Here is a 14095-nt window from a genome sequence, read left to right as displayed (position 1 = left end):
ATCCGGAGTCGGCGCGGTTACGCGGTGATGTCGGGGGTTGTTACATGCGGCCATCCTGCCCCGATCACTTGTGTGTTTCCGCCACATAGCCCGTGGGTGACGTCACTTCTAGCGTGAGCCGACAACTGACGTTCCCCCTGTCCTCACCTGGAGTCGCAATGACGATCCGGCACACGCGACGGGTGTTCCTTTCCGCCGCCACGATGATGGCGGCCGCGGTGGCCGTCACGGCCTGTGGCAGCCCGCAGGACACCGCCTCCGGCGGCGGCGACGCCGCCCCGGTCAAGGTTGGGCTGGTGTACTCCCAGTCCGGGCCGCTGGCCAGCTACGGCAAGCAGTACATCGAGGGTTTCAAGGCCGGCCTCGACTTTGCTACCAAGGGCACCGGCAAGGTCGGTGACCGGAAGATCGAACTCACCGAGGTCGACGACGCGGGTGACCCGGCGAAGGCGGTCTCCGCGGCCAAGGACCTGATCGGCAAGGGTGCGAAGATCATTGCCGGCTCCACCTCCTCGGGTGTGGCCCTCCAGGTGGCCCCGATCGCCGCGCAGAACAAGGTGCTCTTCATCTCCGGGCCGGCCGCCACCGACGCGGTGACCGGGGCGAACAAGTACACGTTCCGCTCGGGCCGGCAGTCCTACCAGGACGTGGTGACCGCCAAGTCCTTCATCGGCGACGCCACCGGCAAGAAGGTGGTCGTGTTCGCCCAAGACGGTGCCTTCGGTGACGCGAACGAGGCCGCCGTCAAGGCGGTGATCGGCGGCGCCGGCGCGACCGTGAGCAGCGTCCGGGCCCCGGCGAGCGCCACCGAGTTCACCCCGTTCGCCAGCCAGATCAAGGCCGCCAAGCCGGATCTGCTCTTCGTCGCGTGGGCCGGCACCACCGCCCCGGCGATGTGGCAGACCCTCGACCAGCAGGGCGTACTCGCCTCCACCACGGTCGTCACCGGCCTGGACATCCGGGCCTCCTGGCCGACCTTCGGCGCGGCCGGCAGCAAGATCTCCTTCCTGTCGCACTACTTCGACGGAGCCAGCGACACCGAGGCCGCCAAGGCGCTGAAGGGCAAGGTCGGCACGGTGGACCTGTTCCACCCGGACGGCTTCGCCGCCGCCCAGATGGTGGTCCGGGCCGCGCAGGAGGGCGGCGACGACGTCGACAAGATGATCAAGGCGCTGGAGGGCTGGCAGTTCGACAGCGTCAAGGGCCAGATGACCATCCGGCCCGAGGACCACGCGCTGCTCCAGCCGATGTACCAGGCCAAGCTCACGGGCAGCGGCACCGCCTACACGGCGACCGCCCAGAAGACCCTGACCGGTGACGAGACCGCGCCGCCGGTCACCCAGATGAAGGGCTGATCCGTGCTCGCCACCCGCGGTCTGACCTGGCGGATCGGTGAGGTCGCCATCGTCGACAGCGTCTACCTCGACCTCGCGCCCGGCGAGTTCCTCGGCGTGATCGGTCCGAACGGCGCCGGCAAGACCTGCCTGTTCAACCTGATCACCGGCCTGCGCCGGCCCACCGAGGGGCGGATCCTGCTGGACGGGGAGGACGTCACCGCTCTCCCGCCGCACCGGCGGGCCCGCCTCGGGCTGGGGCGTACCTTCCAGGCGTCCTCGGTGTTCGGCTCGCTGACGGTGCGGGAGAACGTCCGGCTCGCCGTACAGGCGCACCGGGGTGGCTCGATGAAGCTGTGGCGGCGGGCAGCGGCCGACCGGGACGTGGCCGCCGCCGCCGACGCGGCGCTCGACCGGGTCGGCCTCGCCCACCGGGGTACGGCGCTCGCCGGCACCCTGGCCCACGGCGAGAAGCGCAAGCTGGAGATCGCCCTGCTGCTCGCCGGGGAGCCCCGGGTGATGCTGCTGGACGAGCCGATGGCCGGGGTCAGCGCCGAGGACGTGCCCGAGCTGGTCGCCGTCATCAAGTCGTTGACCGGCGACAGCGAGCGGTCGGTGCTAATGGTGGAGCACCACATGGACGTGATCCTGGAGCTGGCCGACCGGATCGCGGTGATGCACCACGGGGCGCTGCTGGCCTGCGACACCCCGGACACGGTGATGGCCAACGCCACCGTGCAGGAGGCGTACCTGGGGGAGGCCCTGTGAGCGCGAGGAGTGAGCCGGGTTTGCGAGCCCCGCAGTCGCGAACGGAGGTGGCACCGTGACGGAACCTGTCCTCAGCGTCGAGAACCTGTCGGTGCGGATCGCCGGGCTGCACATCCTCCAGGGGGTGTCGTTCGAGGTCGCGTCCACCGGGGTGACCGTGCTGCTCGGCCGCAACGGCGTGGGCAAGACCACCACCCTGCGGGCCGTCGTCGGGCTGACGCCCCGCAACGGCGAGGTGCGCGGCACGGTCCGGATGGGTGCGCGCAGCCTGCTCGCCCGCCCCACCCACCGGCTGGTCCGCGACGGCCTCGGCTACGTGCCGGAGGACCGCTGCGTCTTCGCCGGCCTCACCGTCGCGGAGAACCTGCGGCTCGCCGAACGGCGGGGCACCACCCCGGCGTACGACAAGGTCTTCGCGCTCTTCCCGGAGCTGGACCGGCGCGGACGGCAACGGGCCGGCTCGCTCTCCGGCGGGCAGCAGCAGATGCTCGCCATCGGCCGGGTGCTGCTCAACGACAACCGGCTGCTGCTGATCGACGAGCCGACCAAGGGGTTGGCGCCCAAGGTGGTGACCGAGGTGGCCGAAGTGCTGGAGCGGGTGGCGGAATCCGTGCCGGTGCTGCTGGTCGAGCAGAACCTGGCGGTGGTCCGGCGGCTGGCGAAGGACGCGGTGGTGCTCTCCGCCGGCAAGGTGGCCTGGACCGGGAACGCGCAGGAACTGCTGCTGGAGACCGCGCTGACCAAGTCGCTGCTCGGGGTCGGCGCGGAGGTGAAGGCATGAGCACGGTGATCCTGCTGACGCTGACCGGGCTCGGCCTGGCGGCGCTCTACTTCCTGGTCGCCTCCGGCCTGTCCCTGGTCTTCGGCCTGGCCGACGTGCTCAACTTCGCGCACGGCCTGTTCCTCGGCGTCGGGGCGTACGCGACCTGGTGGGCGGCCGGCAACCTGCCCGGCGCCGGCTCGGGCGGGTTCGGGTTCGTGGTGGCGGTCGCCTTCGGCGTGCTCGCCGGGGCGCTGGTGGCGGTGCTGGTCGAGCTGGTGCTGATCCGGCCGCTCTACTCCCGCACCATCGAACAGGTGCTGGTCACCGTCGGCCTGTCGCTGGCCGGGGTGGCGCTGCTCCAGGCCACCTGGGGCGCCGACGCGCGGCCGTTCCCGCGTCCCGCGTGGACCCGCGAGGTGACCTCGATCCTCGGCGCGAACGTGCCGAACGCCGGGCTGCTGCTGATCATCGCCGCGGTGCTGGTGCTCGGCGGGCTGCTCGCCTTCCTCCGCTTCACCCGGTACGGCCTGATCATCCGGGCCGGCGTGGAGAACCGGGAGATGGTGACCGCGCTCGGCATCGACGTCCGCAAGGCGTTCACCCTGGTCTTCGCGATCGGCGGGGCGGCCGCCGCACTGGCCGGCGCGCTCGGCGGGGTCTACTTCGGCACCGTCTCGCCCGGGCAGGGTGGCTCGCTGCTGATCTTCGCGTTCATCGTGGTGGTGATCGGCGGGATGGGTTCGGTGGTCGGATCCGCGTACGCGGCGGTCGCGGTCGGGCTGCTGCAACAGTTCGTCAACTACTACGGCACGTCCGGGCTGGGCGACCTCTGCGTGGTCGGGCTGCTCGCCGTGGTGCTGCTGCTGCGTCCGCAGGGCCTGGCCGGAAAGGTGGCAACGGCATGACCGAGGTGAAGAGCCCCGAGGTTGCGGCGCCGCCCGCGCAGGTGCCCGACGAGCTGGCCCCCGGGCGCTCCCGCTGGCACGGACTGCGCCCGTACGCGCCGCTGGCCGCCCTGGTGGTGGCGGCGATCGTGCCGTACTCGACGGTGAACCTGCCGGGCGTCTTCGAGGGGCCGCTGAACTCGCCGGGCACCCTGCAACTGCTCGCCATCTGCCTGGTGTTCGGCGGCCTCGCGGCCGGGTACGACCTGCTCTTCGGGCGGACCGGGATGCTCTCCTTCGGGCACGCGCTCTACTTCGCCGCCGGCGTGTACGGCACCGACGTGCTGGTCACCCGGGCCGGGCTGCCGCTGTGGCAGGCGGCGCTGCTCACGATCACCGGCGGGACGGTCCTCGCCGCGCTGCTCGGCGCGGTCGCGCTGCGTACCGTGGGGATCGCGTTCGCCATGGTGACGCTGGCCTTCGCCCAGGTCGGGGCGATCCTGGTGGCCCGCGACTTCGGCGGCCTCACCGGCGGCGAGGAGGGGCTGCCGCTGGACGTCACCGGGCTGCCGTCCGCCCTGGTCGGGGTCGCCAACACGGTGAACCTCTACTGGCTGGCGCTGGCGTACCTGGCCCTGGTGGTCTTCGTGGTGCACCGGGTGAGCGGCTCGCCCACCGGGCGGGTGCTGGCCGGGCTGCGCGACGACGAGCGCCGGATCGGGGTGTTGGGGCTCGACCCGTACCGGTTCAAGCTGGTCGCGTTCACCCTGGCCGGCGGGCTGGCGACGGCGGGCGGGGTGGTCTACTGCCTGATCGTGGGTGGTGCGAGCCCGCACGTGACCTCGTCGGAGCTGACCCTGTCGCTGCTGGTCATGGTGGTGCTCGGCGGTCCCGGCACCCGGTGGGGCCCGGTGCTCGGCGGCGTCCTCTACATGTACCTGGACCACCGGCTGACCGCCTTCGGCACCAGCGACGCGGTGAACAGCCTCCCGGCGTTCCTCAGCCACCCGCTGAGCCAGCCCTTGTTCGTCCTGGGCACGGTGTTCATCCTGGCCGTCTACTTCTTCCCCGGCGGCCTGGCCAGCCTCCGCACCCGCCTGCACCCCCTCCTGACAGCCCTCCGCCGCCGCTGACCCACCGCGGGCCGCCCCCGCCCGCCCCGTTGATCATGAGGTTATTGTCGCGACACGCCGTTGGCGGCGGCGATAACTTCATGATCGACGAAGGTTGAGCGGAGGGGAGGCGGCCGGTGGGGGAGAGCAGGTTCGCGGTGGTGAGCGGGGGTGGGACCGGGATCGGGGCCGCCGTCGCGGGGGGACTTGTCGCCGACGGGTACGACGTGCTGATCGTGGGGCGGCGGGCGGACGTGCTGTTGGCCACCGCCGAACGGATCTCGGCGGAGTGCGGCCGGCCGGAGGCGGTCAGTGCGGTCACCGCCGATCTCACCGACCCGGCACAACTCGCCGGGGTGGTCTCGGCGGTGGGGGAACGGACCGTCGACGCGGTGGTGAACAACGCCGGTGGCTACCTGGGCGGCCCGACCGACACCCTTGCCGACGTGGCGGCCTGGTGGCGGGCCAACCTGGACGCCAACGTGCTCACCGCCGTCCTGCTCACCGAGGCGCTGCGCCCCGCCCTGCGCCGCCCCGGCGGCCGGGTGCTGCTGATCAGCTCGATCGCCGCCCAGCGCGGCGGGGCCGGGCCGTACTCGGCGGCGAAGGCGGCGCTGCACGGCTGGGCGTACGACCTGGCCACCCAGCTCGGTCCGGAGCAGATCACGGTCAACGTGGTCAGCCCCGGGTACGTCGCGGAGACCGAGTTCTTCGGCGACCGGATGACCCCGGACGGGCACGCCAAGCGGGTCGCGGCCACCCTGGTCGGGCGGGCCGGCGTACCGGACGACATCGCGGCGGCCGTCCGCTACCTGGTCAGCCCCGCCGCCGGCTACGTCACCGGCCAGGTCCTCGGGGTCAACGGCGGCTCGGTCCTCGGTCGCTGAAGTGAGGAGGGGTCCGCGCTTGACGCCAGGCATCAAGCGGGAACCCCTCCGGTCACGGCAGGGCGGCGACCCCCCGTGTGGCCGCCGCCCCGGCGCGTCGTCGGTCAGCTGTTCAGCAGTTCGTACGCCAGCGCGGGCGCCTTGGTCACCGCGCTCCCGGTCGGCGCGGTGATCTTCGGCGTGCTGCCGAAATCGGTGTAGGCGACGACGTACTGGTACGCCTTGCGGCCCCCGGCCGCGGGCATCTCCAGCACCAGCGAGGACAGGTGCCCGTCCGACCCGACCAGCGCGGTGAACGGCACCTGCTTGCCGGCCTCGCCGAGCGCCGCCGCCTCGCCCTCGTCCAGCGCCTTGGCCGCCTCGCCGCCGGTCACGTCGATGACCCCGGCGTACTTCCCGGGGCCCTGCTGCTCGACGGCGGTCGCCGCGTCGATCAGCGGGCCGGCGTTGCCCTGGTCCGCGCCGTCGTAGCTCGGCACGCCGCCGCCGTCGGTGAGCTTGGTCCTGTCCAGCGCCATCCACTTGTCCGGGAGCTTCGGCAGGCCCGGGCGGCCGCTGAACTTCGCCTTCATCCAGACCTGGTCCTCGATGACCAGGAACGACATCTTCACGGTGACGCCGTCCTCCGGCGGCATCGCCATGTTCATCTCCATCGCCTTCGACGCCGGGTCGATCCGCCCGCTCAGATCGCTGGAGGCGTCCTTGCCGGTGAACCGGAAGGCGCCCGCGGCCTCGTCGGGGACCGCGTCGAGGAGCGCCTGCTTCGGGTTGGCGGTCGGGCTGGTGGCCGAGCCGTTCCCCGGCGCGGCGTCGTTCTTCGGTCCGCAACCCCCGAGCAGGGTGGTGGCGGCCAGCATGGCCGCGACCGTGCCCAGCGTCCGGCGGATGGTTCCGGCGCTGCCCGTTGCCTGTGTCATCGCAGTTCTCTTTCTCGCTTGCGTGGCCTCTGCCGACGACGATGCTGGGGGCCGCGACGGTGGTTCGGCTGCCGATATGCTGCCGTCCGACTGCCGTGCACTGCCGGTCCGCACGGCCGGGGGTGTAGGAGCGGGGAAGTCGCATGTCAGAGGCGTTGCGCTTCGAGATCCTCGGTCCGCAGCGGGCCTGGTACGCCGACCGTCCGCTCGACCTCGGCGCCGGCAAACAGCGGGCCGTGCTCGCCGTGCTGCTGCTCTCCGCCGGCCGCCCGGTCTCCACCGGACAACTCGTCGAGGCGGTCTGGCCGGAGGAACCGCCCGCGAACGGCCCCAACGTCGTGCAGAAGCACGTCGCCGGACTGCGCCGGGTGCTGGAGCCGGACCGGTCCCCCCGTACGCCCGGGCGGGTGCTGACCCTCACCGACGCCGGCTACCTGCTGCGGATCCCGCCGGAGTCGGTGGACGCGGCCCGCTTCGAGCGCGGCGTGCAGCGGGCCCGGCAGCAGCACGCGGCCGGGCGTACCGCCGAGGCGCTGGCGGAGCTGACCGCCGCGCTGGACCTGTGGCAGGGGGAACCGTTCACCGGGTTCCCCGGGCCGTACTTCGACACCGCCCGGCACCGGCTGGTGGAGCTGCGGGCCGTCGCCCTGGAGACCCGCGTCGAGCTGGCACTGGAGAGCGGGCGGCACCGCGAGCTGGTCGGCGAACTGGTCGAGCTGGTGGCCGAGTTCCCGGTCCGGGAACGGCTGCGGCACCAGCTCATGCTGGCGCTGTATCGCAGCGGCCGGCAGGCGGAGGCGCTCGCCGCGTACCGGGAGTTCGCCGGGCTGCTCCGCGAGGAGTACGGCATCGAGCCCGGCGAGGTGCTCCAGGAGTTGCACGGGCGGATGCTGCGCTCGGACGCCACGCTGCTGCCCGCGCGCACCGCACCGGCCTCGGCCCCGGCCGTGCCGGCTCAGTCGGCGCGCCCGGTCGAGGCGGTCGCCGTCGCCACGGCCGCCGCGCCGCTCGCAGCCGGGGACCCGACCGCGGCCGCCGCACCGGGGGCATCCGGGAACCCGGCCCCGCCGGCCGCACCGGGGGCATCCGGGAACCCGGCCACGCCAGCCGTGCCGGGGGCGTTCGAGAACCCGGACCCGCCCGCCGCGCCGGTCGCGTTCGAGAACCGGACCGAAGCTGAGCCGGTCGCTGTGGCGGGGCCGTTCGGTCCCGCGCAGCCGGTTCCGGCCCCGCCGCCGGCGCCGCCGTCGGACCGGGGTGCCGGCCTGGTCCCACCGCCGGCCGGCTGGCTGCCGCCCGGCACCGGGCCGGCGCAGGTCTGGCCCGCCGGCCCGCCGCTGGGGCCGGTGCCGATGCCCGCGGTCCCGCGTGCCGGCGTGCCACCCTGGCTGAGCATCGGTACCACCGTGGTGGCGGTGCTCACCGCCCTGGGCTCCTTCGGCTTCCTCACCTGGCTGGTGGTGCTCCTGTACGCGGTCTGGCGACGGAGCTGGCGCAACGGTCTCGCGGCGGCCTACTACCTGACCACGGCAGCGACCTGCCTGAGCACCGTCGGCACCAGCGAGACGGAAGACGTAACGGATTTCGAGGCCTTCCTGATCACCATCTGGCTGATCACCTGGCTGGCGGGCGCGGTGCACGTCGTGCTGCTCAACGGCCGGCTGCTCGGCTGGTTCCGCGTCCGCTGGCGTCGCCGGCCGACGACGGAGGACCGCCGGCTGCGCCGGGAGCACGCCCGCTACCTGCTCTACCACTACCCGACGGCGCGCGGGGAACTGCACATCGGCCGCCCCGACCTGCCCCGGGCGTACGACGATGGTGGTCTGGTCGACATCAACGCGGTGGCGGACCAGGTGCTCCTCGGGTTGCCCGGGCTGAGCCCGACGCAGGCGCAGCATCTGATGCTGGATCGGCGGGTGCGCGGCGCGTACGCCTCGATGGAGGAACTGGCCGCCCGGTGTCTGCTGCCGCCCGCCGTGAGCGAACCGCTCCGCGAGGTGCTGCTCTTCCTGCCGCCTCCGTCGGCCTACCGGCCCGCGTGATCCCGGCTGTCGCCCGGATGCCTGCTAGAAATGCCGGATGAGCCAGGATCGGGTGGCCGTACGGGAGCGGGCCGAGGCGGTGCTGCGGCGGCTGGCGGGCGAACACGCCCGGCTGCGCGAGGACCAGTGGCGGGCCATCGAGGCGCTGGTGGTGGACCGCCGGCGCGTGCTCTGCGTGCAACGTACGGGCTGGGGCAAGTCGGCCGTCTACTTCGTGGCCACCGCGCTGCTCCGCCAGGCCGACGCCGCCGGACCCGCCGCCGACGGGGGAAGCGAGGCAGCCGGCCCCACGGTGATCGTCTCGCCGCTGCTGGCACTGATGCGCAACCAGGTCGAGTCGGCGGCCCGGGCCGGCATCCGGGCCCGCACCATCAACTCGGCCAACCTCGACGAGTGGGACGAGATCACCGCCGAGATCCACGCCGGGGCGGTCGACGTGCTGCTGATCAGCCCGGAACGCCTCAACAACCCGGACTTCCGCGACGGCGTGCTGCCGAAGCTGGCCGCCACCACCGGGCTGCTGGTGGTGGACGAGGCGCACTGCGTCTCCGACTGGGGGCACGACTTCCGGCCGGACTACCGCCGGCTGCGGACCTTCCTCGGCAACCTGCCCGAGCGGACCCCGGTGCTCGCCACCACCGCCACCGCCAACGCCCGGGTCACCGCGGACGTCGCCGAGCAGCTCGGTACCGAGCTGACCGCTCCGGCCGCGCAGCGACCGGACGTCCTGGTGCTGCGCGGCACCCTCGACCGGGAGTCGCTCCGGCTCGGTGTGGTCGACCTGCCGAGCCCGGCCCACCGGCTGGGCTGGCTCGCCGACCACCTCGACGGGCTCCCCGGCTCCGGGATCATCTACACCCTCACCGTCGCGGCGGCCGGCGAGACGGCGGAGTTCCTCCGCGCCCGAGGCTGGCAGGTGGCCGCGTACACCGGCCAGGCCGACGACGCCGACCGCCGCGCCGCCGAGCAGGACCTGCTGGACAACAAGATCAAGGCGTTGGTCGCCACCAGCGCGCTCGGCATGGGCTTCGACAAGCCCGACCTCGGCTTCGTGGTGCACCTCGGCGCGCCGCCCTCGCCGATCGCCTACTACCAGCAGGTCGGCCGGGCCGGCCGGGCCGTGGAGCACGCCGAGGTCCTGCTCCTCCCGGGTGCCGAGGACGCGGCCATCTGGCGATACTTCGCCTCGCTCGCCTTCCCGCCCGAGCAGCAGGTCCGCGCGGTGCTCGCCGCGCTGCACACCGACCGGCCGATGTCCACCCAGGCCCTCGAACCGATCGTCGACCTGCGCCGGACCCGGCTGGAGCTGATGCTCAAGGTGCTCGATGTGGACGGCGCGGTCCGCCGGGTGCGCGGCGGCTGGCTCGCCACCGGCGAGCCCTGGGTCTACGACGAACCCCGGTTGCGCCGCGTCGCCCAGGCGCGCACCGCCGAGCAGCAGGCCATGCTCGGGTACGCGAGCACGACCGGCTGCCGGATGCGCTACCTGCGGGAATGCCTGGACGACGGCGGGGCGGGCGACTGCGGCCGCTGCGACAACTGCGCCGGCCCGGTGGTCGGTCCCGAGGTCAGCGACGCCGCGCTCACCGCCGCGCAGACCTTCCTCGGCCGCCCCGGCGTGGCGATCGCGCCGAAGAAGCTCTGGCCGACCGGCCTCGACGCGGTGGGCGTACCCCTCAAGGGGCGCATCCCCCCGGCGGAGCAGGCGCTGCCCGGCCGGGCCGTGGGTCGCCTCTCCGACCTGGGCTGGGGTGGCCGGTTGCGCGGCCTGGTCGGGCCGGACGCGGCGGACGGCCCGGTCCCCGACGACGTGGCGGCGGCGGTGGTCGAGGTGCTGAAGGCGTGGGCGCACGGCGACGACCCGTGGCCGCGCCGGCCGGTCGCCGTGGTGGCGGTCGATTCCCGCACCCACCCGGCGCTGGTCGGTTCGCTCGCCGAGCGGATCGCCACCGTGGGCCGGCTGCCGCTGCTCGGCCGGGTCGCCCGGACCGGTCCGTCGGGCGCCGCGGGGCCGCGCGGCAACAGCGCCCAGCGGGTACGCGCCCTGCACGACGCCTTCGCGCTGCCCGACGAACTGGCCGACGCCCTGGCCGGGCTGGCCGGGCCGGTGCTGCTCGTCGACGACATGGTCGACTCCGGCTGGACCATGACCATGGTGGCCCGGCTGCTGCGTCGGGCCGGCGCCCCGGAGGTGCTCCCGCTGGCCCTCGCGGCCGCCGGCTGACGTTGTCGTCCACCGGCCGGGGAAAGTTCCCGGGCCGCCCGGATTGCGAGCGTCGCCACCGTCACCGACGGTCAGCCGAGCGGCACCGCACCTGGCGGTACCGTGGGCGCATGACCGAGCAGCGACCCGTCACCCAGACGTACGCCGTCACCGGGATGACCTGCGAGCACTGCGTGCGGGCGGTGACCGAGGAGCTGTCCGCGCTGCCCGGCGTCGAGGAGGTCCGGGTCGACCTCACCGCCGGCACGGCCACCCTCACCAGCGTCGAGGCGCTGCCGGTCGAGACCGTCCGGGCCGCCGTCGAAGAGGCGGGCTACGAACTGGCCGGCGGCGTTGCCTGAGTCGCCGTCCGTCACCGCTCCCGAGGCCCCGGCCGAGCCGGCGCCCGCGCCCGGCCGCGACCTGCCGCCCGGGGAGGGCGTGGTGGACCGGGACACGCTGCGGCTCGCCCTGGTGGTGGGCGGGCTGGTGCTCGCCGTGCTGCTCGGCTTCGGCCTCGGCCGGCTGAACCCGCCGCCGACCACCGCGTTCGGCGCCGCCCCGACCACCGCGACGCACACCCACGCGCCGGGCACCGGCGCGCACTCGCACGGCGGGGCCACGGTCACCCAGGGCGACGACGTGGACGCGGCCGGGCTCTCGCTCAGTTCGGCCGGCTACACGCTCACCCCGTCGACCGTGGACTTCACCGCCGGCCGGGCCGGTGAGCTGCGGTTCCAGATCCGGGACGAGCGGCGGAAGCCGGTCACCCGGTTCGCCGTCGTGCACGACAAGCCGATGCACCTGATCGTGGTGCGCCGCGACCTCACCGGCTACCAGCACCTGCACCCGACGATGGCGGCGGACGGCACCTGGTCGGTGCCGCTGACCCTGCCTGAGGCCGGGGTCTGGCGGGCGTACGCCGACTTCACCGCGGTCGCCGACGACGGCCGGCAGACCGCCGTCACCCTCGGCACCGACCTGGCCGCGCCCGGCGGGTACGCGCCCCGGCCGCTGCCGGCCCCGGCCACCTCGACCACGGTCGACGGGTTCACCGTCGGGTACGAGGGCACCCCGAAGGCGGGGGCGGCCGTGCCGCTGCGGTTCCAGGTGCTCACCTCCGGCGGCGCGGCCGCGCCGCTCGAGCCCTACCTCGGCGCGTACGGCCACCTGGTCGCGCTGCGCGAGGGCGACCTTGGCTACGCGCACGTGCACCCGGAGACCCAGCGGGACGGGGAACCGGTCACGTTCTCGTTCAGCGCGCCGGGGCCGGGCCGCTACCGGATGTTCCTCGACTTCCAGGTCGGCGGCGTGGTGCGTACCGCCGCGTTCACGGTGACGGTCGACTGAGAAACCGCCGGCGTCAGCCGGCCCGGCGGACCGGGCGGCGGGCCAGGTAGCGGAGCAGGTCGCGGATGTGGTGCTTCTCCTCCGCGGGGACGTGGGGATCGGCCAGCCGCTCCAGGATCACCCGGACGTCCGCCTCGACCGGGGCGTCCTCCAGGCGCCGGCGGGGGACCGGGCCGGCGTCGGGGAGACCGAGGGCGCGGAAGGCCGCCGCCACCGGCAGGTCGAGCGCGGCGCAGAAGCCGCGCACCTTGGCCAGTTCGGGGTAGTCCTGCCAGTCGCCGGCCAGCCAGCGGAACACCGTGGACCGCCCCACGCCGGTGTGCGTGGCCAGGTCGGTTACCGTCCAGCCGCGCTCCTCGCGGGCGTCGTCGATGGCGCGCCGCACGAAGCGGGCGAAGGCCATCTGCGGCGAAACTTCTGCGGAACCCATCCCCCGGGTCTTCCCTTTCCGGCCGGAGCACCCCTCGGTGCGCCTCCGAGGGTAGTACGAAGGGACGGCGAAGTAACCGACTGATCGGCCGGGTGACTCAATGGCCGGGACGACACATCGGTTGCCCCCGGTCAACTAACGTGACCCGCGGCCGCCCCGGCCGGCGAGTCCGCGAGCAGCGCCTCCAGGCGGGGTGTCACGCCCCACTGGTCGATCAGCTCCCGGTACTCCGCCCGCTGGTCGGCGGCCGGCGGGTTGCCGGTGCGGCGGGCCCGGATCAGCAGGTTGCGCGGGGTGTGCCGGGAGTCGACGAACTCCACCACCTCGGCGCGGTAGCCGTGCAGCCGGAGCAGGCCGGCCCGCAGCGCGTCGGTCAGCACGTCCGCGAACCGCTCGCGCAGGATGCCCTGCCGGGTGAGCAGCCCGTACGGCCCCGGGGCCGTACGGGAGCGGAGCTGGGCCGCCACGTCGTGGTGGCAGCAGGGGGCGGCCAGCACCCAGCGGGCGTTCCACCGGACCGCGCGGGCGAGCGCCTCGTCGGTGGCGGTGTCGCAGGCGTGCAGCGCCAGCACCAGGTCGGGTGCCGGCTCGACCACCGCGTCCGCGATGGTGCCGGCCACGAAGCTGACCCGGTCGGCCCAGCCCAGCCGCTCGGCCAGCTCGCTGTTGCGTCGGCGCTGGTCCTCGCGGACGTCCACCCCGACCAGCGTCACGTCCAGCCCACGTTGCATCAGGTAGCGGTGGGCCGCGAACGTCAGGTACGCGTTGCCGCAGCCGAGGTCGACCACCCGCAACGGTCCGGTCAGGTCGTCGGGCAGGGTGGCCGCCAGCGCGCGCAGGAACGCGTCCACCTGGCGGCGCTTGGCCGCCGAGCCGCCGATCTCGGCGAAGATCGGGTCGCCCGGGTCGAGCAGGTAGTCCTTGGTCCGGTCGTGGGCGCCCGGCTCCGGCGCCGGTCGGCTCGCCACGGCCCGGTGCACCTGCGCCTCGCCGGACTTGGTCACCCGGAGCTGGAGCGTGCTGTCGGCCGTCTCCACGTGCCAGTTGCCGAAGGGCTCGGCGAGCAGCGCGTCGATCGCCGCGCCGGCCTCCGCGCCCGGCGCCACGTTACGGGTGTACGGCCGGGCGCCGTCCGAGGTGGAGATCTGCAGCCGCGGGCCGGCCTTCAGGGTGACCGGGCGCAGCTCGGCGCGGACCACCGAGGGGCGCTGGCCGCGGCGCCGACCGGCGGCGACCGCCCGGGTCAGGGCGGGGTCGAGCAGCAGCGCCCGTACCTCGGTCAGGGCGGCGTCCAGCGGTTCCGGCATGGCCTCATCTTCCTCGTCGTCGGGCAGTCTGTTGATCCACCCCAGGTACGCGACATGGGGGTGTCAGGCAGGTCCTGACACCCCCATGTCGCCGAAGC

Annotated in this window: 13 protein-coding genes; 10 read left to right on the top strand and 3 right to left on the bottom strand. The window is 73.9% G+C overall.

The features are described 5' to 3' along the window. Positions 1–158: 158 nt before the first annotated feature. The 6 genes from ACY34I_RS08705 to ACY34I_RS08680 all read left to right on the top strand — a co-directional run bounded on the left by ACY34I_RS08705 (position 159) and on the right by ACY34I_RS08680 (position 5748). Positions 159–1355, top strand: a complete 1197-nt coding sequence (locus ACY34I_RS08705; RefSeq protein ID WP_462754075.1) for a substrate-binding domain-containing protein — start codon at positions 159–161, stop codon at positions 1353–1355. Positions 1356–1358: 3 nt separating this feature from the next. After that, complete coding sequence (locus ACY34I_RS08700; protein ID WP_462754073.1) at positions 1359–2102, top strand: ABC transporter ATP-binding protein; 744 nt, start codon at positions 1359–1361, stop codon at positions 2100–2102. Between the two features lie 55 nt (positions 2103–2157). Then, positions 2158–2883 carry an ABC transporter ATP-binding protein gene (locus ACY34I_RS08695; RefSeq protein WP_462754071.1) on the top strand — a complete coding sequence of 242 codons (726 nt, stop codon included), beginning with the start codon at positions 2158–2160 and terminating at the stop codon, positions 2881–2883. Then, on the top strand, positions 2880–3770 hold the full coding sequence (locus ACY34I_RS08690; protein ID WP_148793365.1) for a branched-chain amino acid ABC transporter permease: 891 nt from the start codon (positions 2880–2882) through the stop codon (positions 3768–3770). Before ACY34I_RS08695 ends, ACY34I_RS08690 begins: the two co-directional genes overlap by 4 nt. Beyond that, complete coding sequence (locus ACY34I_RS08685) at positions 3767–4882, top strand: branched-chain amino acid ABC transporter permease (protein ID WP_462754069.1); 1116 nt, start codon at positions 3767–3769, stop codon at positions 4880–4882. The genes ACY34I_RS08690 and ACY34I_RS08685 overlap by 4 nt, the downstream gene beginning before the upstream one ends. 116 nt (positions 4883–4998) lie before the next feature. Beyond that, positions 4999–5748, top strand: a complete 750-nt coding sequence (locus tag ACY34I_RS08680) for an SDR family NAD(P)-dependent oxidoreductase (protein WP_148793368.1) — start codon at positions 4999–5001, stop codon at positions 5746–5748. Between the two features lie 104 nt (positions 5749–5852). Here ACY34I_RS08680 and ACY34I_RS08675 read toward each other — a convergent pair whose 3' ends face one another. Then, positions 5853–6665: a hypothetical protein gene (locus ACY34I_RS08675; RefSeq protein ID WP_462754067.1), complete on the bottom strand. Its 813-nt coding sequence runs from the start codon at positions 6663–6665 to the stop codon at positions 5853–5855. Between the two features lie 143 nt (positions 6666–6808). Here ACY34I_RS08675 and ACY34I_RS08670 point away from each other — a divergent pair, with 143 nt between their 5' ends. From ACY34I_RS08670 to ACY34I_RS08655, 4 genes are all read left to right on the top strand, one after another. Next, the gene (locus tag ACY34I_RS08670) at positions 6809–8707 is read left to right on the top strand and encodes a BTAD domain-containing putative transcriptional regulator (RefSeq protein WP_462754065.1); all 1899 of its coding nucleotides are present in this window, start codon (positions 6809–6811) and stop codon (positions 8705–8707) included. A 37-nt stretch (positions 8708–8744) separates the two neighbouring features. Continuing rightward, entirely contained in the window at positions 8745–10931 is a 2187-nt protein-coding gene (locus ACY34I_RS08665) for a DEAD/DEAH box helicase (RefSeq protein ID WP_462754063.1), read from the top strand. A gap of 110 nt (positions 10932–11041) precedes the next feature. Further along, positions 11042–11272: a heavy-metal-associated domain-containing protein gene (locus ACY34I_RS08660; RefSeq protein ID WP_148793376.1), complete on the top strand. Its 231-nt coding sequence runs from the start codon at positions 11042–11044 to the stop codon at positions 11270–11272. Then, positions 11265–12260, top strand: coding sequence for a hypothetical protein (locus ACY34I_RS08655; protein WP_462754061.1), 996 nt, complete (start codon positions 11265–11267; stop codon positions 12258–12260). The genes ACY34I_RS08660 and ACY34I_RS08655 overlap by 8 nt, the downstream gene beginning before the upstream one ends. A gap of 13 nt (positions 12261–12273) precedes the next feature. On the opposite strand, the gene ACY34I_RS08650 is transcribed toward ACY34I_RS08655, so the two are convergent. Together ACY34I_RS08650 and ACY34I_RS08645 are read right to left on the bottom strand one after the other, a co-directional pair. Then, positions 12274–12690, bottom strand: coding sequence for a helix-turn-helix domain-containing protein (locus ACY34I_RS08650; RefSeq protein WP_462754059.1), 417 nt, complete (start codon positions 12688–12690; stop codon positions 12274–12276). 131 nt (positions 12691–12821) lie between these two features. After that, positions 12822–13997, bottom strand: a complete 1176-nt coding sequence (locus ACY34I_RS08645) for a class I SAM-dependent methyltransferase (protein WP_462754057.1) — start codon at positions 13995–13997, stop codon at positions 12822–12824. Between the last annotated feature and the right edge of the window lie 98 nt (positions 13998–14095).

Source organism: Micromonospora sp. RTBAU3-60 (genome assembly GCF_054963695.1).
The sequence above is the reverse complement of the archived record's forward strand: the minus strand, read 5'-3'. Positions and strand labels throughout refer to the sequence as shown.

What these genes read in the sequence shown, in the direction of transcription:
- ACY34I_RS08705 (WP_462754075.1), top strand. Translation starts at nt 159, where the DNA reads ATGACGATCCGGCACACGCGACGGGTGTTCCTTTCCGCCGCCACGATG.
- ACY34I_RS08690 (WP_148793365.1), top strand. Translation starts at nt 2,880, where the DNA reads ATGAGCACGGTGATCCTGCTGACGCTGACCGGGCTCGGCCTGGCGGCG.
- ACY34I_RS08685 (WP_462754069.1), top strand. Translation starts at nt 3,767, where the DNA reads ATGACCGAGGTGAAGAGCCCCGAGGTTGCGGCGCCGCCCGCGCAGGTG.
- ACY34I_RS08675 (WP_462754067.1), bottom strand. Translation starts at nt 6,665, where the DNA reads ATGACACAGGCAACGGGCAGCGCCGGAACCATCCGCCGGACGCTGGGC.
- ACY34I_RS08670 (WP_462754065.1), top strand. Translation starts at nt 6,809, where the DNA reads ATGTCAGAGGCGTTGCGCTTCGAGATCCTCGGTCCGCAGCGGGCCTGG.
- ACY34I_RS08665 (WP_462754063.1), top strand. Translation starts at nt 8,745, where the DNA reads ATGAGCCAGGATCGGGTGGCCGTACGGGAGCGGGCCGAGGCGGTGCTG.
- ACY34I_RS08660 (WP_148793376.1), top strand. Translation starts at nt 11,042, where the DNA reads ATGACCGAGCAGCGACCCGTCACCCAGACGTACGCCGTCACCGGGATG.
- ACY34I_RS08650 (WP_462754059.1), bottom strand. Translation starts at nt 12,690, where the DNA reads ATGGGTTCCGCAGAAGTTTCGCCGCAGATGGCCTTCGCCCGCTTCGTG.
- ACY34I_RS08645 (WP_462754057.1), bottom strand. Translation starts at nt 13,997, where the DNA reads ATGCCGGAACCGCTGGACGCCGCCCTGACCGAGGTACGGGCGCTGCTG.